This is a genomic window from Arminella tubonensis (assembly GCF_003240585.1).
GTDB lineage: Bacteria > Pseudomonadota > Alphaproteobacteria > Rhizobiales > Rhizobiaceae > Rhizobium > Rhizobium tubonense.
This window is the reverse complement of record NZ_PCDP01000040.1, coordinates 54026-74857: the sequence shown is the minus strand read 5'-3', so window position 1 is coordinate 74857 and position 20832 is coordinate 54026. Positions and strand designations below refer to the sequence as shown.

Here is a 20832-nt window from a genome sequence, read left to right as displayed (position 1 = left end):
CGCGTGCGGTCCAGCAGCGGTCAGCCGATAACGGGATAGGTTGCTTCACACCTCGCGACGTATTGCCAAGAAGTGACCACCAATTAGCCATCCAGCCGCCGAGAGATGCGTAAAGCGCATAGGTGACATGATGGATTGGCGCTTTTAGTTTTCGCGGCGCAGCATATATTGAGCGTCATCAGATAGAGGCCGGCACGCAAGGTTGCTGGCCCATCCGCGAAACCCTAGGAAAGGGGCTTTAAAATGAACATTACCCGCTCTTTCAACAACTGGCGCAAATATCGTCAGACCGTTACCGAACTCGGCCGCATGAGCAGCCGCGAACTGCACGACCTCGGTATCGACCGCTCCGACATCCATCGCGTTGCTCGCGAAGCCACCGGCCGTTAATCGACAGCCCTGGCATCGTCTGATATCAGCGATAGCCTATCAACGCCCGTTGCGGACCACCGCAGCGGGCGTTCTCTTTTTTGGTCCAAGCTCAGCTCGCTAGTGCAGCACAAATATTCAGCTTTTTAGCTGCCCACTCAGCGCATACCGCCTAAAATTTAAATGTTGCGTATTTTTTGAGCGTCACACTGCACAAACGCATAGCAGGAGCCTTTTATTTGCACTGCAAAATCTCCGAGTTCTCTCCTATATGAGTGTCAAGCGCTGATGCGGCAATAACGCCGCTCGCCAACTTGATGACTGAGGATAAGACCATGAACCCGCTTCGCATTGCAAAGAGCTGGATTAGCTATCGCCGTACGCTGAACGAACTCGGCAGCCTTTCGAACCAGACGCTTTCCGATATCGGCATCAGCCGTTACGAAATCCGTACGATCGCTAACCGTTCGTTCCGTTAAGTACTGGCCCAAGCATGGGCCGGTCGTTCCGGACCAAGCTTCGACCTTCAAAACGGCACCCCTGCGGTGCCGTTTTTGATTCGGGGTGATTGGAACCTGCGCGTCCCCGTGATAATCACCCGCGCATGAAAACAGCATCTTCCTATTCTCCCATCCATGTCATCGGCGGCGGCCTCGCCGGCTCCGAAGCCGCCTGGCAGATCGCATCTGCGGGCGTTCCCGTTATCCTGCACGAAATGCGCGGCGTACGTGGCACGGACGCGCACAAGACAGACGATCTGGCAGAGCTCGTCTGCTCCAACTCATTTCGCTCGGACGACGCCACGAGCAACGCAGTCGGCGTCATTCATGCCGAGATGCGGCTGGCCGGTTCGCTGATCATGGCCTGCGCCGACAGGCATCAGGTGCCGGCGGGCGGCGCACTTGCCGTCGATCGAGATGGCTTTTCCGCCGCCGTCACACGAGAGATCGCTGGCAATCCACTGATCACGGTCGTTCGCGAGGAAATTGCCGGCCTGCCGCCAAAGGATTGGGACCAGGCGATCATCGCCACCGGCCCGTTGACCGCGCCCGATCTCGCCAGCGCCATCCAGGCGGAGACCGGCGCCGACGCGCTTGCCTTCTTCGACGCCATCGCCCCGATCGTCTATCGTGACAGCATAGACATGGACATCTGCTGGTATCAGTCCCGCTACGACAAGGTCGGGCCGGGCGGCACCGGCAAGGACTATATCAATTGCCCGATGGACGAGGCCCAGTACAATGCCTTCATTGACGCGCTTGTCGCCGGCGACGCGGTCGGCTTCAAGGAATGGGAGGGGACGCCCTATTTCGACGGCTGTCTGCCGATCGAGGTCATGGCGGAACGCGGGCGCGAGACGCTGCGACACGGACCGATGAAGCCGATGGGGCTGACGAACGAGCATAACCCCACTATCAAGGCTTATGCCGTCGTGCAGCTCCGGCAGGACAATGCGCTCGGCTCGCTCTACAACATGGTCGGCTTCCAGACGAAATTGAAGTACGGCGCACAGGCCGAGATATTCCGGCTCATTCCGGGCTTGCAGAATGCGGAGTTCGCGAGGCTCGGCGGACTGCATCGCAATACCTACATCAACTCGCCGACCCTGCTTGACCGCTCGCTCGTGCTGAAATCTCGCCCGGGTCTCAGGTTTGCGGGACAGATCACCGGCTGCGAAGGCTATGTCGAGAGCGCCAGCATCGGCCTGCTGGCCGGACGCTTCGCCAGCGCAGAGCGCAAAGGTGAAGCGGTGTCGCTGCCGCCCCCAACTTCCGCGCTCGGTGCATTGTTGAACCACATCACCGGTGGTCATATCGTCTCGGACGAGGAGCCGGGCAAGCGTTCGTTCCAGCCGATGAACATCAATTTCGGATTGTTTCCGGAGCTGGAACCGGGATCGATCGTCAAGCCGGAAGGCGTCAAGCGCTTCCGCGGCAAGGACAAGACAATCATGAAGCGTCAACTGGTGGCGAAGCGCGCGCTGGCCGATTGCGCCGAGTGGCTTGGGCTTGCAGGAAGCGGCGAGGCAATCAGCGCCTAGCGATCAGGCCTTATTGGCGGCGGTGATGGCCGGCGGCTCGAGGTCGTGGGTCGCGACATAGTTGCCGAGCAGCCAGAGCGATACTTCCGCTGCATCCATCGGCGTCGAGAACTCAAAGGTGCCGTTGTGATGCGGCGCGTCGAGGAAATCGATGGTGATTGCCTTGGGATTGACCGCATCGCGCACCCGTACCCTGCCCGGCTGGATCAGGTGACAGGCAAAATGATTGCGCAGGTTCTTCATGAAGCCTGCCTTGTTGTCGTGCAGGCGTACGAACATTGCCTGTCCGTTTTCCGTTCTCTGCAGCTGCCGGATTGCCTCGGTCGGGAAAGCGCGGCCGAATTCGAGGATGGCGAGGCCTGTATCCTGAAGGCCCTCGTCCTTGCTTTGCGATGCAATCCGCGTGGCAACGAAAGCAAAGCAGATGACGATCGCGAAGATCGCCGACCAGATGAATATTGCCATGGCGATTCTCCCTTCGGGACAAGAATGAGCTCAAGGGCTGCTGTAGCTTACGAGCCTTGTGCGAATTTGACCAATCTCAGATCCTCCGGCGCGTCGACGCCAGGGCCATTCTGATCTGCCGCTGCCATTGCGGCGGCTGTATAGGCTTATCGAGCAGCCCTCTCCCCAAGGTCTGCGCCTGTTTCAGCACCGGTTCTGCCAACGCAACCGGCAGGAACGCCGGGATAACCTTCGCCGAGATGGCTCCCGCGGCCCTCGCCTTCGCCAGATGCTCTCGCCCCAACCCGGCAAAAGCATCGATTGCCGCAGTAATCCGCGCCGTATCCTTACCGGCAAGAAAACCGTCGCGATCGAGACCGGTTGCGGACAGGATATCCAGCGGCAGATAAAGCTGACCGCGGCTGCGGTGCAACGGCATCAGCATCAGCATTCCCGAAATTGCTTGCGCTACGCCGGCATGACCCGCTGCATTGGCCGAGCGAGGCGCATCCTCGGGCGAGAGGATCAGGCTCGCAAGCTGGATCAGCGCCGACGCGGTCTCGCCCGCATAGCCTTCCAGCGCGCTTCGCGTCTCCATCGGATCGTCGTATAGGTCGAAGATGCGGGCGTCGATCATGTCGATGAGCGTCGCGCGCGGCAGACGCTCCGCTTCGATAGCGGTCAGCAACTCAGCTGCGATAGGATTTGCCTCGCTGGATCCGTGGGCGTTTCCCTCCAGGAGGTCGCGCCAATATTGCATGCGGACCTCGCCCGGCAGCGGCTCGTGGACGAGATCGCGGATGCGGGCCAACTCGGCGTTGAAGGCATATAGTGCGGCCAGCGATCGGCGCTTGTCCTGCGGCGAAAGCAGGCAGGCGAGATAGCGGTCGCGATCGGTTTCTCGGAGCGTTGCCAGGCAGATTTCCTGGTTGCTGCTTACGGCGCCTGGTGTCATGCCCTGCCGGTTCCCTGTCACACGGCGATCAAAGCAGCGGCGACAGCGCGCGATTCGGCCAGCATGATATTGAAGGTGCGCACCGCAGCACCCGTACTCATCGGATCGGATGAGATTTTCTTGGCGCGCAGCGCAGCCTTCAGTTCCGCTGGAATTGGACGCAACTCCAAACCTGTACCAACCAGCAAAACCTCGATATCGGCGGCTTCGTCCAGGACCCTTTGGAACTGGGCCGTGGTCAAGGGATCGCCGAGCGCCATGTCCCAACCGTAAATGCCGGACGGGAGGCAAAGCAGCGAGCCTCGATGCGACATGTCGGCAAAGCGGAAACCGCCGTTGCCGTACGCATCGATCGGTGCGCGACCTGGAAAATGCGCCTTCCGGATTTCTATTCCCTTTGCCACTATCTCATACCGCCGGTTTGCTGGATTGAACGTCTGTATCGATCTTCCGTTCCCCGCCGGTCTTCGAGCCGTCCGGTCGGAGCTTGAAGACGATAAGGACGGGGGCCGCGATATAGATCGACGAGAATGTGCCAACGGCCACGCCAAAAAGCATGGCTGATGTAAACGAGCGAATGACCTCGCCACCGAAAATGAAGAGCGCCAGAAGCGCCAGCAATGTGGTCGCCGAGGTCAGGATCGTGCGCGACAGCGTCTGGTTGATCGAGGCATCGATCAGGATCGGTAACGGCATTTGTGGATAGAGCTTGAGGTTCTCGCGCATGCGGTCATAGACCACAATGGTGTCGTTCAACGAATAGCCGACGATCGTCAGAAGCGCCGCAACGCTTGTGAGATTGAACTCCATTCCGGTCACCACGAACAGGCCAAGCGTCAGAATGATGTCGTGGAGGATGGCGACGATCGCGCCGACGGCAAACTGCCATTCGAAACGGAGCCAGATGTAGAGAAGCACCGCAATCAGCGCCGCCAATATCCCATACGTCGCTGTCTTGCCTATCTCACCCGAAACAGCAGGACCGACGACTTCGACACGCGAAAAGTCATAGTCCGCTGACAGTTCGTCGCGCACGAGGGTCACTGCGGATTGCTCGGCGTTTTCCCCACCGTTCTGCGCGTGGACGCGAATGAGCGCACTAGCACGATTTCTGGTCCGATCGACCTGCACGCCGCCCAAATTCAACTGTTCCAGGCGCGATTGAATGTCGGCCGCATCCGCGAGACCCTGCTTTGCCTGAACCTCTATAATGGAGCCGCCAGTGAAATCGATGCCGAGATGCATGCCGACCGTCGCTATTGCCAGAAGCGTCGTCAAGGAGAGGATTGCAGATGCGGTGAACGTATAGCGGCGGATTCCCATGAAGCGGATGCGCGAGCCATCGAAAATGCCGCTTCTGAGGCCGACCAGCAACGTTCTGGGCTTGCGGCGTGAAATCCAGAGATCGACGATCGAACGAGTGACGAGGCAGGCGGTGAAGAATGTGGTGAAGACGCCGATAATCAGCGTCGCGGCGAAGCCGCGCACCGAGCCGTTGCTGACGTAAAATAGAATGATCGCGACGATAAGCACAGTGAGATTGGCATCGATGACGGTCCTCACCGCTCTTGCAAACCCATGCCTCAAGGCATCGACGAGTAGATGGGTCTTCTTCTCCTCTTCCCTGACGCGCTCGTAGATCAACACGTTGGCGTCGAGCGCGATACCGATGATCAGTACGATTGCGGCGATGCCGGGCAAGGTGAGCACCATGCCGAAGATCCCCATGATGGCCAGAACCATGACGACGTTGATCACAAGTGCGAGCGTCGCGGCCACGCCCAGCAACCCATAGAAAACCAGCATCAGCACTGTTACGAAAATCCCCGCGGCAATGCAGGCGACGACGCCCGAATGCATCGTTTCGCTGCCGAAGCCGGGACGGATCGTCCGCTCCTCTACGGCGGTGAGCGTTGCAGGCAAGGGGCCGGATCGCAGCATGACCGCAAGATCCTGCGCACCCTTGGCGGACAGGACCCCTGCGATGTCAACGCTGCCGTTGGGAATGGCCGTCGCGAGCACAACCGTTGCAATCACCTGATCGTCGAGAACGATCGCAACGGGCTTACCTATGTTGCTTTGGGTGGATTGGCCGAAACGGCCCGTCGCTTCCGTATTCAGCCTTATCGTGACGGTGCCGTTGTTGTTTTCCGGATCAACACGCGCTTCAGCATCGGCGATATCAATATTCGACAGCATGGGCTGTCTCTGCACCAGATAGGCAGCCGGCGGGTCGTCCTCGGAATAGAGTATCTTCGACGTCGCCGGCAACTGGCCATCGATCGCTTGCTGCACCGGAACGCTTTGGTCGATCAGGCGAAAACTAAGGCTCGCCTTCTGGTTCAGGAGCGATTTCAGCAGCTGCGGATCCGCAAGGCCCGGCTCCTGGACGACAATGCGATCGGAACCCTGCCGTCTGACCGACGGCGTCTCGCTCGCGATCTGAACGACCCGGCGGCGTATGATCTCGAGGGAGCGTTTGGCGGCCAGCGACACACGACGATCGATGCCGCGATCGGTGAGATTGACGGTGATCAGGCCGTCGGTTCCGGCAGCCAGCGTCGCCTCCTGGAAGGAGCCGTTTGACGTATCGCTGGTTACAGCTGCGGCAAGAGGCGCCAACGCCGCCATTGCTGCCTGAACCTGATTTGGAGACGTAATGCGAACCGCAATCGTCTGCCCGGTGCCGGTCAAGCCGCTATATCCGACATTGACGGTGCGCAGGCGGGTTCGAATATCGCTGACCGTGTCTTCGAGACGCGTCGCGACAATGTCGTCGCGTTCGACTTTCAGCGTCAGGGCCGACCCACCCTGAAGGTCGAGGCCGAGCTTCACCTTGCTATGCGCAACCCAGCTCGGCAGCGCGGCTAGTTGCGCGCTGCTGAACAGGTTGGGTAATGCAACCAGCATGCCTAACGCGACGGCGCACCAGATCAGGATAGTCTTCCACCGTGAAAAGTGCAGCATTGCGTCCTCGACCTTGAACAATCGTCGCGACGCACCACCCCGGCCCGTCGTTATTTCAAGATGCTACGCAGCGTCTGCCTTGACCGGTTCGCCCTTAACCCGGACTTCGGAGATTGCGCTGCGAACGACACGAACCTTGACGCCTTCGGCAATTTCCACTTCGACTTCCTTCTCGTCGACGACCTTGGTCACCTTGCCGACGATACCGCCGCCGGTGACGATCTGGTCCCCACGACGAATGTTCTTCAGAACGTCGTCACGCTTCTTCGCCTGGGCGCGCTGCGGCCGGATAAGGAGGAAATACCAGACAACCATCAGGGGCACGAAGAGGAAAAGCATCTCCATGCCGGAGCCGCCAAAAGCCCCCATGGCTGAATCTGTCGCGCTCTGTGCGTACGCATTGGTGATAAACATCGAGAACTCCTCAAACTTCCAGCGGGAATGCCCCGTTTCAGATCGCCGGAATATCATTGCGAGCATGGCGAATGCAACAGAAAGAGCCACGAACCGTACCGTTTTCCCGGGCTGTTAGCCTTTCGGCTGCGGAAACGCCATGTTACCCGGCAGACAATAGGATATCTGACCATCGCTGGCGTCACATTGTTGGAGGAAAGCAGATGAGCGAAGACAAAAATTCCCTGATCCTGACCGAAATCCGTCGCTTGACGGCCGCGGTCGAACGGCTGGCGGGTCCACCCCCTGTCGCCAACGACTGGACGGCGGCGGATTGCTTTGTCTGGGCGCCGGCGCGCATGCATCTGCAGCCCGTGCCGAGACCGAACCGCGTCGCGCTGACGCTCATTCGCGGCGTCGATCACGTTCGGGACATCCTCCATGAAAATACCCTGCGCTTCACCGAAGGGTTTGCCGCCAACAACGTGCTGCTCTGGGGCGCGCGGGGCATGGGCAAATCATCGCTCGTCAAGGCCGTTCATGAAGATGTCCGTCGCACGACGGGCGTCTCGCTCAAGCTGGTCGAGGTGCATCGCGAGGATATCTCGACGCTGCCGGTGCTGCTCGATCTCGTAAAAGCTGCGCCACATCGGGTCATCATCTTCTGCGACGACCTCTCTTTCGACCATGATGATACCGCCTATAAATCGCTGAAGGCAGCGCTCGACGGTGGCGTCGAAGGCCGGCCGGATAACGTGCTATTTTACGCCACGTCGAACCGCCGCCATCTCCTGCCGCGCAACATGATGGAGAACGAGCAATCGACCGCAATCAATCCCTCGGAAGCGGTCGAGGAGAAGGTGTCGCTGTCGGATCGCTTCGGTCTATGGCTGGGCTTCCACAAGTGCAGTCAGGACGACTACCTGCAGATGATCGACGGATATGCCGACCATTTCAAGCTCGCGCTGGATCGCAGCCAGATGCACCACGAGGCGCTCGAATGGGCCACCACCCGAGGAGCACGCTCCGGCCGCGTCGCCTGGCAATACATCCAGGATCTCGCCGGTCGCCAACGCATCGCGCTCGATCAGGACTGATGCTTCGACAAAGATCCAAAAAGACAAAAAACCCGGCTTTGACCGGGCTTTTTGCAGACTTCTTGAGACGCACTACCTATTCAAGAAATGTCATTGGGTTGACCGGCGAGGCATTCTTACGGACTTCAAAGTGAAGCTGCGGCTGCTTGGCGTTGCCGCTCATGCCTGAGGTTGCCAGCGTCTGGCCGCGCTGGACCTTCTGCCCGCGGGCGACGCTCAGGGCATCGGCATGGCCATAGACGGTGACAGTACCGTCGTCGTGGCGCAGCAACACCGTGTTGCCGAGTTCCTTCAGGCCGTTGCCGGCATAGATGACGACGCCGTTCTCGGCGGCCTTGATGGGCGTGCCCTGCGGTACCGAGATGTCGATGCCGTCGTTGCGGCTGCCTTCGACATTCGCACCGTAAGCGGCGATGACGGCGCCTCTAACCGGCCAGCGATACTTGCCGATGCCGGTTGATTCCGGAGCTACGGACGCCACGTCGGACTTCTGCTCGGCATCGTCGACCGACTGGGTTGGTGCAGCTGCGGCCTGTGCCTTGACCGGCGCGATGGAAGCGGTCTGGACCTTCGGCGCAGGTGCTGCGGCAGGTGCCTTGGGGCTCGGTGCGGCAACCTTCTCTGGGGCAATCGAGGCCGTCTTGAGCTGATCCACCGGCGCCGTGGCTCCGTGGGGCAACTTCAGCGTCTGGCCGATGTGGATGCCGCCCTTGCCGATGTCGTTTACTTCCTTGAGATCCGCGATCTGCGCGCCGGTGGCCTTGGCAATCTTGGCAAGCGAGTCGCCCGACTTGACGACATAGGTGCCACCTGTCGGGACCGGACCCTTGCCGGCACCGGCCGCGACCTTGCCATTGGCACCTTCGGCGCCCACCTGCCATTTGTCGCGCGCTGAACCATTCGCCGGCAGGACCGCAGCGTTCTGTGTCGGCTCCTTCATTGGCGTCGGCACCTTGCCGCCCTTGGACAGGTCAGCCGATTCCGAAGCCGCCTTGGCGGAAGAGCTGCCGCCGTTGTAGGTCGGGATGATGATGGTTTGGCCGGGTGCAGCAGAGGCGGACGACTTCAGGCCGTTTGCCTTCAGAATTTCCTTTTCCGGCACACCGAAGCGGCGCGACAGGGTATCGGTTGTCTCGCCAGGGCGAAGCGTCACGCTCGGCGCGTTCATCGCGGACCAGCCGGAGGCTTTCTCTGGGGTCGTTCCGGTCGACATCGGATCCGGCGCCAGTCTCGGCGCTGCTTCACGGGTCGGAGCCTGATGGGTCGACGGGAACGGCTGAGCCATGGCAGCCTGCCGTTCGGCGCTGCGAGCGACCGGCGCAGGCGACGAGGATGTCGTCGGAGCTGCGAGTTCCGAGCGCTGGACGGCGATGGGTGCAGATGCGACCCGGGCGCTGGAATAGGATGGATTGTAGCGAGCCGGAGCGCTCGGATACTGCTGGTTCAAAGCAGCATTCCGGTTGCCGTTGTCCTGTTGGTACTGGCCGCCAGACGCAACATTCTCGCGTGGCACTGGATCGCCATCTAGCCCGCCCACACTCCGGCGTGGGATCGAGCTCGTAGTCATCTGATCAGAGCTTGCAAACAACCCTCCGAAGCGCGTGGCGTCAGAGCTGCAACCCGTCACGGCGCTCGCCAGAAGGGCCGCCGTGAGCATTTTTCCGATGTTTGACGATAGATTGAAACGCATGACTCGACCCACATTAGACGCAACCGTTTGTGAGTGAGATTAAAGCGCGTTAATCTTACCATGCCGTTAAAGCACTGGTCTCATGAGTGTTTTTTTGAGGAATTGCTAACCATAGACGCAAAAACCCCTGAGATGCGGGGAAGCCGGATCAAAACTATCGAAATCGACGCCTACAGATAGGACGCGAGAAGCGGAACGACCGGCAGATATGGAACTTCGAAAAGCTCCTCCCGTTCGAAGCGGCTTCCCGTCTTGGTCAACCGCACCAGCCGGCAGACATCCTCGGAAATCATCAGCGGCGCGATCATCGAACCGCCGGATACCAGCTGGTCGGCATAAAAGCGCGGCATGGAGTTGAATGCCGCCGTCACCAGGATGCGGTCGAAGGTGCCTTCGCCCTGCATTCCGCTGCTGCCGTCGGCGTGACGGACGATTACCGTGCGAAGCGACAAGGCATCCATTCGGCGTTGCGCGTTTGTCGTAAGTGTCTTGTAGCGGTCTATCGTCAGGACGCGCTCGGCCATCCGCCCCATGACAGCCGCCATGAAACCGCTGCCTGTACCGATTTCGAGCACCCGATGGCCGGGTTTGACCTTGAGATGATGGAGGATACGCACGACAAGATCGATGCCTTCCATGAAGGAGCCGCATTCGATCGGGATGGTCCGGCTCGAATAGGCTTCCTCGGCAAATTGCGGGGGCACGAAAAGCGAGCGTGGCGTCTGTTCCACGGCTGTCAGAAGATCAAGGTCGGATATGCCTTCGGCGCGGAGCCGCAGCACGACCGCCGCAAAGCCTTCCTTCTCGACCAGTCGAGGTGTCAATCCGCTACTCCATACCCAAGCGCCCGCGCTACGCGGTCCTGTACGGAATAATCAGTCAGATCGAGTTTCAAAGGAGTTACCGAAATACGTTTTTGTTTGAGGGCATGAATATCAGTGCCCTCGCGAAAATGGCCGCTCCTCTCGCCGAAACGCAGCCAGTAGTACGGAAAGCCGCGACCGTCGGCGCGTTCGTCCACCTGAAGATTGAACGCGAGGTTTCCTTGTGACGTCACCTCCGTGCCCTCGACCTCTTCCGGTCGACAGTTCGGAAAATTGAGGTTGAGGAAGGTGCCGATCGGCAGATCGAGGTTCAGGAGCTTTCCGAGCAGGGCCGGAGCATGGGTTTCTACGACGTCCCACGGCACGATGCGCTCGCCGCCTTCGTGCGAATATGCCTGGCTGAGGGCAAAGGACCGAACGCCCTGCAGCGTGCCTTCTATGGCGCCGGCGATCGTACCGGAATAGGTGACGTCGTCAGCGACGTTCGAGCCTGAATTGACGCCTGACAGAACGAGGTCCGGCTTGATATCCATCACCTGGCGAATACCCATGATGACGCAATCGGTCGGCGTGCCCCGCAACGCATAGTGCTTGTCAGCAACCTTGCGCAGCCGCAGGGGCTCCGAGAGGCTGAGCGAATGAGCAAGACCGCTCTGGTCCGTTTCCGGCGCCACTATCCAGACGTCGTCGGAGAGTGTGCGGGCGATGCGCTCCAGCGCGGCCAGTCCTTCGGCGTAAATGCCGTCGTCATTGGTCAGAAGAATTCGCATGTCGCCCGCCCCGATTGTCTTAGCAGATCACGCTGCCCGTTCGATCTTCTTCAATCCGCCCATATAGGGCAGCAGCACATCGGGGATAGTCACCGAGCCATCCTCGTTGAGATAATTCTCAAGGACGGCGATGAGGCAGCGGCCGACGGCGGTGCCGGAACCGTTCAGCGTGTGGACGAACCTGGTCGCCTTGTCTTCCTTGCCGCGATAGCGAGCGTTCATGCGCCGGCCCTGGAAATCGCCGCAGACCGAGCAGGAAGAGATTTCGCGATAGGCATCCTGGCCAGGCAGCCAGACCTCGATGTCGTAGGTCTTGCGCGAGCTGAAGCCCATATCGCCGGTGCAGAGCGTCATGGTACGGAAATGAAGCCCGAGGCGCTTCAGCACTTCCTCGGCGCAGGCCGTCATCCGCTCATGCTCGTCGAGCGCGCTTTCTGCATCGGTGATCGAGACCAGCTCGCACTTCCAGAACTGGTGCTGGCGCAGCATGCCGCGCGTATCGCGACCGGCCGAGCCCGCTTCCGAGCGGAAGGACGGCGTCAGCGCCGTAAAGCGCAGCGGCAGCTTTTCCTGCTCGAGGATTTCGCCAGAAACCAGGTTGGTCAGCGTTACCTCGGCAGTCGGGATCAGCCAACGACCGTCGGTGGTGCGAAACAGGTCTTCGGCAAATTTAGGCAGTTGCCCCGTGCCATACATGGCCTCGTCGCGCACCATCAGCGGCGAGCTTACTTCGGTGTAGCCGTGTTCGCCCGTATGCAGATCGAGCATGAACTGGCCGAGCGCCCGTTCTAGGCGGGCAAGCGGGCCTGTCAGCACCGTGAAGCGCGATCCGGAAAGCTTTGCGGCGCGCTCGAAGTCCATGTAGCCGAGCGCTTCGCCGATCTCGAAATGCTCCTTGGCCGCATGGTTCCAGCGCGGCTTCTCGCCGACAACACGCGTCACGACGTTATCGTGCTCGTCCTTGCCGACCGGCACGTCGTCGAGGGGGATGTTCGGGATGCGCGACAGGGCGTCGTTGAGGGCGGCAGTCAGCTCGCGCTCCTCCTCCTCGGCCGCAGGAAGAGACGTCTTGATTTCCGCAACCTCGGCCTTGAGCTTGTCGGCAAGCTCTGCGTTCTTCTGCGTCAGCGCCGCGCCGATCTCCTTCGACGCCGCGTTTCGGCGGGACTGCATCTCCTGCATGCCCTGGACGACGGAGCGGCGCTTTTCGTCCAGCTCTATGAGGCTTTGCGACTGCGGTTCGGCGCCGCGCTTGGCAAGCGCTCCATCCAAAGCCTGGGCATTCTCACGGATCCATCTGATATCAAGCATCGTCGTTCCCGGTCGTTCACATGAAACAACTCCGGCCGGGGCCTGACCGAGCCTCCAGCCGGAGAATAAGATGGGCAATTGTCGCTGAAGCGAGGATTCAGTGTCTACGCTTACTCACTGGGAGTAATCTCCGAAGATCCACTCTCCTCAAGCGCCTGCCGGTTACGCTGGCGTTCCACGAGTCGCGCCGCGTAGATGGAAATCTCGTAGAGAAGGATCGTCGGTAGCGCAAGACCGATCTGGGACATCGGATCAGGCGGCGTCAGTACCGCTGCGACCACAAATGCCAGAACGATCGCGAACTTTCGCTTCTGCGCCAACCAGGTGGAGGTCAGAAGACCGACACGCGCCAGAAGGGTTGTTATCACAGGCAGCTGGAAGACCAACCCGAACGAAAACACCAGCGTCATGATCAGGCTGAGATATTCCGAGACTTTCGGCATCAGCGAAATCGCGATTTCGCCATCGGCGGGCGACTGCTGCATTTTCAGGAAGAACCACATCACCATCGGGCAGAAGAAGAAGTAGACCAGCGCCGCCCCCATCAGGAACAGGATCGGCGAAGCAATCAGGAACGGCAGGAAGGCGTTTCGCTCGTTCTTGTAAAGTCCTGGAGCTACAAACTTGTATATCTGCGCGGCGATGATCGGGAAAGCGATGACAAGCGCGCCAAACATCGCGACCTTGACCTGCGTGAAGAAAAATTCCTGCGGCGCCGTGTAGATCAATTGGGACTTGGCAACGTCGAGATGGGCCCAGATGACAGCCCATTTATATGGATAGACGAGATAGTTGAAGAGGTGCTTGGCAAAGGCGAAACAGGCGATGAATGCTATGAAGAACGCGGCAAGCGACCAGATCAATCGCGTGCGAAGTTCTATCAGATGCTCGATCAGCGGCTGTGGCTTGTCGCCGATATCACTGGTCATGCGTCGTCCTTCTTCTTGGCCGGCGCGCGCTTCTTCGGCGCGGCCACTGGCACTTCCGCAATGACGGCCGGCGCGGCAGGCTTGCGCGCAGCTGCGCGCTTCGGCTTTTCGACCGCCATAGCCGCCGCGACCTGGGCAGGCTCTACCACTGACGGCTCATCAACGATGGCCGCAGGCTTGGGACGGGGCTTGCGTACCGCCTTTGCCTTCACCGGCGTTTCCGCGACGACGACAGGCGGTGGAGCGATGACGGGCGGTGCCTCCGGCAGGCTCAGCGACGGTTCCGAAGTCATAAGAGCCGGCGTCTCGGCCGGAGGCCGATCCACCGTGGTCGAACGCTGCAGATCCGACTTGATATCGTCGCCCATCTGACGGAGTGGGGTCATCGCTTCCCGGAGGCTGTGCATTGGGTTCAGTTTCTGTGCGTCGGCGATAGTCTGCCTGACATCATCGAGATCGGCCTCCTTCAAGGCCTCGTCGAACTGCGCCCGAAATTCGCCCGCCACCTTGCGGAAACGGGTCATCATCTTGCCGAATGCCCGCAACATGGGGGGCAGATCCTTGGGACCGACGACCACGATCAATACTACCGCTATGACAAGCAGTTCGGTCCAGCCTATGTCGAACATGCGAAGGCTCCTGGGCAGGCACGGCGCGTCAGGCCGTCATGCACCAACGTGATTACTTTGTTTCGTCGGCCTTGTGATCAACGGTCCGGCTCATCTCCGGGCGGATCGGATCCGGACGCGCGGCTTCATGCGCTGCTTCGTCCTCGTCTGTCATGCCCTTCTTGAAGTTCTTGATGCCCTTGGCGACGTCGCCCATCAATTCCGGGATCTTTCCGCGACCGAACAACAACAGCACGATGGCCAGAACGATCAGCCAGTGCCACATGCTAAAAGAACCCATTACGATACTCCCTGTTTGTCATCTTCCCGATGTAAGCCGTTTGGCTTTGTTTTTCAAACACCAAAATAAACTGCCCCTTGATGCTTCCGCACCATCAGATGCGAGCCTTGAGCCAGTCATGTCAGGACACCGGAAGATCGTTCCCGATAATCTTCTCTGCTAATGGCAAAACCAAGACCTTTGCAAGTGGCCGCGACGCTTCGTCCCAAACCTGTGCAATCGCTTAATCGTCCGAGGCGCCGCCGGGAGCCAGCAATCCAAGCTCTTCAAGGTCCAGTTGCGTGATCGGATCTTCGTCCTCGGTCAATTCGTCGCTCATCAGCGGCGAAGGGATATTAAAGTTGGCCGGGATACGGCCAGATAGGAGCCCCGCCCCCTTCAACTCTTCGAGACCCGGCAGATCCCGCAGTTCCTCCAGCCCGAAATGGTCAAGGAAATCCTTGGTCGTTCCGAGCGTCACCGGGCGGCCGGGTGTCCGCCGCCGGCCGCGGAAGCGAACCCAGCCCGCCTCCATCAGCACATCAAGCGTGCCCTTCGATGTCTGGACGCCGCGAATATCCTCTATCTCGGCGCGCGTCACGGGCTGGTGATATCCGATGATCGCCAGAACCTCGAGTGCGGCCCGCGACAGCTTCTTCACCTCATCTTCATCGCGGCGGATGACGAAGGACAGATCCGCGGCAGTGCGGAAGGCCCAGGCATCATCGACCTGGACGAGATTGACGCCGCGCATCGCGTAGTCATCCTTCAGCCGCAGCATGATTGCTCGAACATCGGAACCGATAGGCAACCGATCCCGAATGAACCCTTCGGACACCGGTTGAGCCGAGGCGAAAACTAGGGCCTCGGCAATACGCTCGGCTTCGAGAGCCGTTCGCATGCCGCGCTGCTCGGAATTCAGGTCTGTCTCGATATCGTCATCAGGACTTGCCACCGCCCTCTCCTATTCCGCAGCCTGCAGCGAACCGCGCTTGGGGCCTCGGCGCACATAGAGCGGCTGAAACGCGCCGTCCTGGCGGATTTCCATCTGGCCCTCGCGAACCATCTCCAGCGATGCTGCAAAGGCGCTGGCGATCGCCGTCACGCGTTCGCTCGGGCTGGTCATGTAGCGCAGCAGATAATGCTCTAGCGCCGTCCAGTCGCTGATATCGCCGATCATCCGTGTCAGGATGGTCCGGGCATCGACGAGCGACCAGACAGTGCGACGCTCGATCGTCACCTGCGTTACCGCCTGACGCTGGCGCAGCCCTGCATAGGCGCTCAGCAGATCGTAAAGATTTGCGTCATAGGCCGATGCCCTGCGATCTGGAATGTGCTCCGGCGCTCCGCGGGCAAAGACATCGCGGCCGAGGCGGTTCCGGCTGGTCAACTGGCTGGCGGCCTCTCGCATGGCTTCAAGCCGCTTCAGGCGGAAGGCGAGCGTTTCGGCCATTTCCTCGCCGCTCGGGCCTTCATCCTTGCTCTGCTGCGGGATCAGCAGCTTCGACTTCAGGAAGGCGAGCCAGGCGGCCATCACGAGATAATCGGCTGCAAGCTCGATGCGCACCCGGCGTGCGGTCTCGACAAAGATCAGATATTGCTCGGCCAGAGCCAGAACCGAGATACGCGACAGATCGACCTTTTGATTGCGGGCCAGATGCAGGAGCAGGTCGAGCGGACCTTCAAAGCCGGCAATGTCTATGACGAGCGCAGGCTCATGCAGGCCGCGATCGGAGACGTTCTCCTGCCACAACTTGTCCATCGGCTCCGTCGCCGTCATCGCATGTTCCGTGCCGTTGACTTTATTCAATCCTCAGCCCCCAGGAATTCCACTCTCGGTCTCAAACGGCCGCGAACATGGCGTCGAATTCCGCGCGAATGGCGGCCTCGTCGGCGCCGTCATCGTGACCGAACGCCGCTTCGACTGCCTTTGCGCGCGCGAGCGCCTGTCCAGACAGAACCGGCACGTTGCGAACGACTTGTTGCATCTCGTCCATCACGCCATTGCAATGCAGCACGATATCGCAACCGGCTGCAACAATATTCGCCGCTCTCTCCCCGATAGTTCCTGCCAGGGCATTCATCGACGTGTCGTCGGAGAGCAGCAGGCCTCTGAAGCCGATAAAGCCGCGGATGATACCATCGATGACCTTCTTCGACGTCGTTGCCGGATTGCTCGGGTCGATGTCAGAGAACACCACATGACAGGTCATTGCCATCAATTCGTCCTTCAGTGCGATGAACGGCGGAAAATCGTGTTCCTCGAGTTCGGCGCGCGAGACGGTGACGACGGGCAGCTCATGATGGGAATCGGCAAAACCGCGGCCGTGGCCCGGAATATGCTTCATCACAGGCAGGACTCCACCGGCCTTCAACCCCTCGGCAGCGGCACGGCCCATCTCCGTCACCGTCACCGGGTCGCCGCCATAGGCGCGGTTGCCGATGACATTGCTGCTACCTTCGACGGGAACGTCGAGTACCGGCAGGCAGTCGATGTTGATGCCGAATTTCAGAAGATCGAAGGCGTGCAGCCGAGACATCAGCCATGCCGCTCGCAGGCCTGCGTCCCGATCGCGGCGATAAATATCACCGAGCGCCTGCCCAGAGGGATAGTGCTGGAGGATCGGCGGGCGGATGCGCTGAACCCTCCCCCCTTCCTGATCGATCAGAACCGGGACGTCCTGGCCAACGCTGTCACGCAAGGAAGCGACGAGATCGGCGATCTGCGCCGGCTCCGAAATGTTGCGTCCGAAGAGGATGAAACCCCAGGGGCGCTCAGCCTGATAGAACGCACGTTCCTCGGGGGTGATTGTGAGGCCGCTACAGCCCAGGATCATTGCTTTCGATTCGGTCATGGTCGAATCATAGAGGTCGCGTCGCGAAATACGAGAGAGACTGACATCCCATTCACAAAAAAGAGCGGCGGGTTTTTGCCCGCCGCTCTTTGATAGATGTCATCCGGAAAGCCGGACAGACTATTTCGAAATCAGGCAAGTACCGCCGGCGGCGCGGAAGCGGACGCAGAGGGCGGCCGCATCGTCCTTGGAGCCTGCGGCGACGCGGACGCGGTAGTACGTGCCCTTGCCCGCAATGTCGGCCTTTCTGATTTCGATCGCATGGCCGCCGATGACGCTGCCGAACTTAGACATGAGGTTGGCCTGAGAGCGCTTGGCTTCCTCTTCGGAGGGCAGCGAGGCGATCTGCATGACATAGCCACCCGCACTCGTGGCAGCGGTCGCGGCCGAAGCCACTTGCTTCTGGACCGGAGCGGCAGCGACGGGCTGCTTCGGCGCCGGAGCGACCGGTACGACCGGCTTTGCAGCTGGAGGCGCGACCGCGTCGGCAACCTGCGTCTGCTTTGGTGCAGGAGCTACCTTAGGGGCGACGGCGGGTTGCGCCGGACGCGAGGCCGGGACCGGAGCCGTATCGGAGGCCTGTGCTGCAGCAGGTGCCGTATCGCCGATCTTAGTCGTCTTCACGACCCGGATAGGCGTGCTTTCAGCGCTCGCGGCATCGCTATCGGCAGCATCGGCAAGTGCAGAGGAAGCAGGTGCGTTGTCCGAGTTCGTTGCGCGCAAATCGGTCGACGCTAGTTTTCCTGTCGGTGCCACGTCCGCGGTTGCGGCCGGAGCTGCAGGCCGGGACGGCTGCGACTTAGCGACCGTGGGAGCCGGCGCCTTGACGCTGTTGTCGACGGCAGGGGCCGGTTCGTCGCGGGCAACGAGCGTACCGTCAGGCTTGACGATCATCGTGCGCACCTTGCGCGGCGATACCGAAGGCGCATTTTCCTGGTCGCTAGCAGCGGCGGCCGTATCGGTCGAATTGCTCTGTCCCGGCAGCAGGCGTGGATCCTCGGTTTCGCCAACCGGTGTCGCCGTGACATCGTTGCCGTCGCCAGCTCCGTCATCATTGTCGTCGGGCGACATCGCTTCGGGAATGAGGGTCTTCTGCACCACGTCGACAGGTTGCTCATTGGACGAGACAAGCTGCTTCTGTTTCGGCGCCTGCGTTGCGTCGCCGGCGACGCGGTCGTAGACGGCCTTGTCCTGGTTTGGAACGACCTTGCCGCCCGGATTCTCCGGCACGACCTTGATCGGCTCCTTGTCGGCGGTGATCACGCGCGGCTCGCCGGAAGACAAGCCGAGCGAGGAGCCGTGGAAGAGGAAACCGTAAACGCCATAAGCGCCAGCACCGAGGACAAGCACGGCCGCGGCTGCGGCTGCGATCCCGCGCATCGAGCGGGCGCGGCGGCGATCTGTCGTCTCGCTGGATGATTCCAGCGTCATGCGCGCAACGTTGTCGGGTGCCGGCTGCTGGGGCTCGCTGAAACTGCGGCGGAAATCTTCTTCCAGCGCCCGTTCGAATTCATCGAGCTCTTCGCCTGACTTTCCGGCCGCGGTCTTCGCGGAGGAATCGGGCGACCACGACCCAGCGGCAGCGGCGTCACCCGCAGACGATGACTTGACGGCCTGGCGCGTTGCTTCCTTCGCTGGCGGATTGAAGAGGTTTGCCAGTTCGGCATCGATGTCGAAATCATATTCCGGAGGAACAGCGACCGGCTCTTCTTTTTCGACATGCGGCAAAACGGGAACATTCATGCCATCGAAAGTTTCCAGTCGATCTTCCGTTTCGGTGATCTCCGACGGATCGAACGGCAAAGGCTGCTCCGAATCGAAGGCCGGGAGTGGCGCTTTGGGTGCCACGACTGCCGCGGCAACCGGAGGCGCGGGCGGCAAGGTCAGGATCGGCGCGGATGCAGGGCGCGCTGCCAGCTCTGGACGAACGGCTTGCGCGGCGCGAGGCGCGGCCAACGGGGTCGCCATCGACCTTTGTGGCGTCGGTATGGCTGCGGGGGGCTGACTGTCAGCAACCACGTCTTCCGGCGCCGGCTTCTTTGCCTCCGTGAAATCCAGCTCGGCGAGCTCCATTTCGATGCCTGCGAAGTCGAAATCGAAATCGTGGTCCGCGAACGGATCCTCCGATCCTGCCGTAACCGGCTCCACTTCTTCAGCAAGCGGCTCCACGGGCGCTGCGACTGGTTCCGGGACAGCAACAGCTGTCGCGATCGGAGGCTGTACGGAAATGGAACCGAAATTCGGTTCGGCCTTTGCCTCAACCGGCTCGCCGCGCAATGGCACGGGGTAGCGCGAGACATCTGCAAGGAGATCGTCGAAGTCGTCAACGGACTGCGTTTCGTAAGCCGGCTCTGTCAGGGCGGCATCCGCCTGCACATCGCCATGCTCGGCAGCAGCAACAAGATCAAAAATCGGCGCTTCAACGACAGCCTGCGGAGCCAACGCGTGCTGCTCCGGTGCAAGATCTTCATGACGATCCTGCTCGGCCGGAAAGCCGAGCGCTGACGGCTGCTCGAAGTCATGCTCCAATTCGGACGAGCGGATATCCAGCGCCGGCACTATCTCCAGCTCGGGCTCGGCCGGCGTTTCGGCGTGGCTTTGCTCAACCGGCGTGACGTTCTCGGCAGGCTGTTCCTGCTTGCGCGGCGCGTTGAAATTGGCGAGCGGAAGGCGGATGCTTGCTGCGGCCCATTGCGGCGTGCGGGGTGCTACGCGAGCGACGGGCGCGTTACCGATCGATAGCTCCAATTCGTCGGCAAGATCGCGTGCCGCAGGTTCAGGAGCAACAACCTCAGCGGCGACGGAAGCAACCTCAGTTGCCTGTTCTACAAAGGTTTCCGCAAGCGGAGCCTCATCGACCCACTCGCTGGTCGGCGCATCTTCATAAGCCTCGGCAGATATTTCTGGCTCGACGGAAGGAGCCGCATCCTCGAGTGACAGCTCGGCGAATTCGGGTTCAGTCTGATGATGGGGTTCGGGGCGCGGGACGTTTTCATTGCCCGGCTGGGCGTATGCCGCTTCGCCATATAGCGGCTCATCTTCCGGCTCTATCGAGATATCGTCGATTGGGCTGAGCCGCGGCGCGTCGTAGCGTTCGAATTCGCGGAGGAGCTCGTCCTCAAGATCGAAAGCCGGCTCATTCCGCTGAGTTGCAGGCGCGGGCGAGCGAGGTTCGAAGCCAACGATACGGGCGAGTTCCGCAAGCGGATCATCTTCCGCAAAGATCTCGTCCTTACCGTTTGTACGATACGCCAACTGTTTTTCAGCCATTACTTATCCACCCACAACTACACACGCTA

At 60.6% G+C, this 20832-nt stretch carries 20 protein-coding genes; 4 read left to right on the top strand and 16 right to left on the bottom strand.

Annotated features, from left to right (window positions below; translation table 11 throughout):
- The first annotated feature begins 243 nt into the window (after window positions 1-243).
- The 3 genes from CPY51_RS20690 to trmFO all read left to right on the top strand — a co-directional run bounded on the left by CPY51_RS20690 (window position 244) and on the right by trmFO (window position 2410).
- A complete protein-coding gene (locus tag CPY51_RS20690) occupies window positions 244-390 on the top strand; it encodes a DUF1127 domain-containing protein (RefSeq protein WP_111162124.1) in 147 nt (48 codons plus the stop codon).
- Window positions 391-704: 314 nt separating this feature from the next.
- The gene (locus CPY51_RS34105) at window positions 705-848 is read left to right on the top strand and encodes a DUF1127 domain-containing protein (protein WP_111162123.1); all 144 of its coding nucleotides are present in this window, start codon (window positions 705-707) and stop codon (window positions 846-848) included.
- A gap of 125 nt (window positions 849-973) precedes the next feature.
- Window positions 974-2410: a methylenetetrahydrofolate--tRNA-(uracil(54)-C(5))-methyltransferase (FADH(2)-oxidizing) TrmFO gene (gene trmFO / locus CPY51_RS20680; RefSeq protein ID WP_111162122.1), complete on the top strand. Its 1437-nt coding sequence runs from the start codon at window positions 974-976 to the stop codon at window positions 2408-2410.
- Window positions 2411-2413: 3 nt separating this feature from the next.
- Here trmFO and CPY51_RS20675 read toward each other — a convergent pair whose 3' ends face one another.
- The 5 genes from CPY51_RS20675 to yajC form a co-directional block, all read right to left on the bottom strand.
- Window positions 2414-2875: a hypothetical protein gene (locus CPY51_RS20675; protein WP_111162121.1), complete on the bottom strand. Its 462-nt coding sequence runs from the start codon at window positions 2873-2875 to the stop codon at window positions 2414-2416.
- A gap of 76 nt (window positions 2876-2951) precedes the next feature.
- On the bottom strand, window positions 2952-3809 hold the full coding sequence (locus CPY51_RS20670; protein ID WP_111162120.1) for a phytoene/squalene synthase family protein: 858 nt from the start codon (window positions 3807-3809) through the stop codon (window positions 2952-2954).
- A 17-nt stretch (window positions 3810-3826) separates the two neighbouring features.
- A complete protein-coding gene (locus CPY51_RS20665) occupies window positions 3827-4213 on the bottom strand; it encodes an Mth938-like domain-containing protein (protein ID WP_111162119.1) in 387 nt (128 codons plus the stop codon).
- A 4-nt stretch (window positions 4214-4217) separates the two neighbouring features.
- On the bottom strand, window positions 4218-6776 hold the full coding sequence (gene secDF / locus CPY51_RS20660; protein WP_111162293.1) for a protein translocase subunit SecDF: 2559 nt from the start codon (window positions 6774-6776) through the stop codon (window positions 4218-4220).
- A 63-nt stretch (window positions 6777-6839) separates the two neighbouring features.
- The gene (yajC, locus tag CPY51_RS20655) at window positions 6840-7190 is read right to left on the bottom strand and encodes a preprotein translocase subunit YajC (RefSeq protein ID WP_111162292.1); all 351 of its coding nucleotides are present in this window, start codon (window positions 7188-7190) and stop codon (window positions 6840-6842) included.
- 203 nt (window positions 7191-7393) lie between these two features.
- Here yajC and CPY51_RS20650 point away from each other — a divergent pair, with 203 nt between their 5' ends.
- The gene (locus CPY51_RS20650) at window positions 7394-8266 is read left to right on the top strand and encodes an ATP-binding protein (protein ID WP_111162118.1); all 873 of its coding nucleotides are present in this window, start codon (window positions 7394-7396) and stop codon (window positions 8264-8266) included.
- A 76-nt stretch (window positions 8267-8342) separates the two neighbouring features.
- Here the strand turns inward: CPY51_RS20650 and CPY51_RS20645 are convergent, their stop codons facing one another.
- The 11 genes from CPY51_RS20645 to CPY51_RS20595 all read right to left on the bottom strand — a co-directional run bounded on the left by CPY51_RS20645 (window position 8343) and on the right by CPY51_RS20595 (window position 20803).
- On the bottom strand, window positions 8343-9956 hold the full coding sequence (locus CPY51_RS20645; RefSeq protein ID WP_111162117.1) for a LysM peptidoglycan-binding domain-containing M23 family metallopeptidase: 1614 nt from the start codon (window positions 9954-9956) through the stop codon (window positions 8343-8345).
- Between the two features lie 170 nt (window positions 9957-10126).
- On the bottom strand, window positions 10127-10780 hold the full coding sequence (locus tag CPY51_RS20640; protein ID WP_111162116.1) for a protein-L-isoaspartate(D-aspartate) O-methyltransferase: 654 nt from the start codon (window positions 10778-10780) through the stop codon (window positions 10127-10129).
- Window positions 10777-11550 (bottom strand): 5'/3'-nucleotidase SurE, encoded by a 774-nt coding sequence (gene surE / locus CPY51_RS20635; RefSeq protein WP_111162115.1) that lies wholly within the window; start codon window positions 11548-11550, stop codon window positions 10777-10779. The genes CPY51_RS20640 and surE overlap by 4 nt, the downstream gene beginning before the upstream one ends.
- Before the next feature lie 27 nt (window positions 11551-11577).
- Window positions 11578-12861, bottom strand: coding sequence for a serine--tRNA ligase (gene serS, locus CPY51_RS20630; protein ID WP_111162114.1), 1284 nt, complete (start codon window positions 12859-12861; stop codon window positions 11578-11580).
- Window positions 12862-12971: 110 nt separating this feature from the next.
- A complete protein-coding gene (tatC, locus tag CPY51_RS20625; protein WP_111162113.1) occupies window positions 12972-13790 on the bottom strand; it encodes a twin-arginine translocase subunit TatC in 819 nt (272 codons plus the stop codon).
- Window positions 13787-14419 (bottom strand): Sec-independent protein translocase protein TatB, encoded by a 633-nt coding sequence (tatB, locus tag CPY51_RS20620; RefSeq protein WP_111162112.1) that lies wholly within the window; start codon window positions 14417-14419, stop codon window positions 13787-13789. The genes tatC and tatB overlap by 4 nt, the downstream gene beginning before the upstream one ends.
- Window positions 14420-14471: 52 nt before the next feature.
- Window positions 14472-14699, bottom strand: a complete 228-nt coding sequence (locus CPY51_RS20615) for a twin-arginine translocase TatA/TatE family subunit (RefSeq protein WP_111162111.1) — start codon at window positions 14697-14699, stop codon at window positions 14472-14474.
- Window positions 14700-14922: 223 nt separating this feature from the next.
- A complete protein-coding gene (gene scpB, locus CPY51_RS20610; RefSeq protein WP_111162291.1) occupies window positions 14923-15579 on the bottom strand; it encodes an SMC-Scp complex subunit ScpB in 657 nt (218 codons plus the stop codon).
- A gap of 63 nt (window positions 15580-15642) precedes the next feature.
- Window positions 15643-16488, bottom strand: coding sequence for a segregation and condensation protein A (locus tag CPY51_RS20605; protein WP_111162110.1), 846 nt, complete (start codon window positions 16486-16488; stop codon window positions 15643-15645).
- Between the two features lie 31 nt (window positions 16489-16519).
- Window positions 16520-17533 carry a beta-N-acetylhexosaminidase gene (gene nagZ / locus CPY51_RS20600; RefSeq protein ID WP_111162109.1) on the bottom strand — a complete coding sequence of 338 codons (1014 nt, stop codon included), beginning with the start codon at window positions 17531-17533 and terminating at the stop codon, window positions 16520-16522.
- Between the two features lie 120 nt (window positions 17534-17653).
- The gene (locus CPY51_RS20595) at window positions 17654-20803 is read right to left on the bottom strand and encodes an SPOR domain-containing protein (RefSeq protein WP_111162108.1); all 3150 of its coding nucleotides are present in this window, start codon (window positions 20801-20803) and stop codon (window positions 17654-17656) included.
- Window positions 20804-20832 lie beyond the last annotated feature (29 nt).

Bases quoted from the DNA above. Each gene is read 5' to 3' on its own strand.
- CPY51_RS20650 (WP_111162118.1), top strand. From the start codon at position 7,394: ATGAGCGAAGACAAAAATTCCCTGATCCTGACCGAAATCCGTCGCTTG.
- tatB (WP_111162112.1), bottom strand. From the start codon at position 14,419: ATGTTCGACATAGGCTGGACCGAACTGCTTGTCATAGCGGTAGTATTG.
- CPY51_RS34105 (WP_111162123.1), top strand. From the start codon at position 705: ATGAACCCGCTTCGCATTGCAAAGAGCTGGATTAGCTATCGCCGTACG.
- CPY51_RS20595 (WP_111162108.1), bottom strand. From the start codon at position 20,803: ATGGCTGAAAAACAGTTGGCGTATCGTACAAACGGTAAGGACGAGATC.
- surE (WP_111162115.1), bottom strand. From the start codon at position 11,550: ATGCGAATTCTTCTGACCAATGACGACGGCATTTACGCCGAAGGACTG.
- CPY51_RS20670 (WP_111162120.1), bottom strand. From the start codon at position 3,809: ATGACACCAGGCGCCGTAAGCAGCAACCAGGAAATCTGCCTGGCAACG.
- CPY51_RS20690 (WP_111162124.1), top strand. From the start codon at position 244: ATGAACATTACCCGCTCTTTCAACAACTGGCGCAAATATCGTCAGACC.
- secDF (WP_111162293.1), bottom strand. From the start codon at position 6,776: ATGCTGCACTTTTCACGGTGGAAGACTATCCTGATCTGGTGCGCCGTC.
- nagZ (WP_111162109.1), bottom strand. From the start codon at position 17,533: ATGACCGAATCGAAAGCAATGATCCTGGGCTGTAGCGGCCTCACAATC.
- tatC (WP_111162113.1), bottom strand. From the start codon at position 13,790: ATGACCAGTGATATCGGCGACAAGCCACAGCCGCTGATCGAGCATCTG.
- yajC (WP_111162292.1), bottom strand. From the start codon at position 7,190: ATGTTTATCACCAATGCGTACGCACAGAGCGCGACAGATTCAGCCATG.
- scpB (WP_111162291.1), bottom strand. From the start codon at position 15,579: ATGCGAACGGCTCTCGAAGCCGAGCGTATTGCCGAGGCCCTAGTTTTC.
- trmFO (WP_111162122.1), top strand. From the start codon at position 974: ATGAAAACAGCATCTTCCTATTCTCCCATCCATGTCATCGGCGGCGGC.
- CPY51_RS20645 (WP_111162117.1), bottom strand. From the start codon at position 9,956: ATGCGTTTCAATCTATCGTCAAACATCGGAAAAATGCTCACGGCGGCC.
- CPY51_RS20615 (WP_111162111.1), bottom strand. From the start codon at position 14,699: ATGGGTTCTTTTAGCATGTGGCACTGGCTGATCGTTCTGGCCATCGTG.
- serS (WP_111162114.1), bottom strand. From the start codon at position 12,861: ATGCTTGATATCAGATGGATCCGTGAGAATGCCCAGGCTTTGGATGGA.
- CPY51_RS20675 (WP_111162121.1), bottom strand. From the start codon at position 2,875: ATGGCAATATTCATCTGGTCGGCGATCTTCGCGATCGTCATCTGCTTT.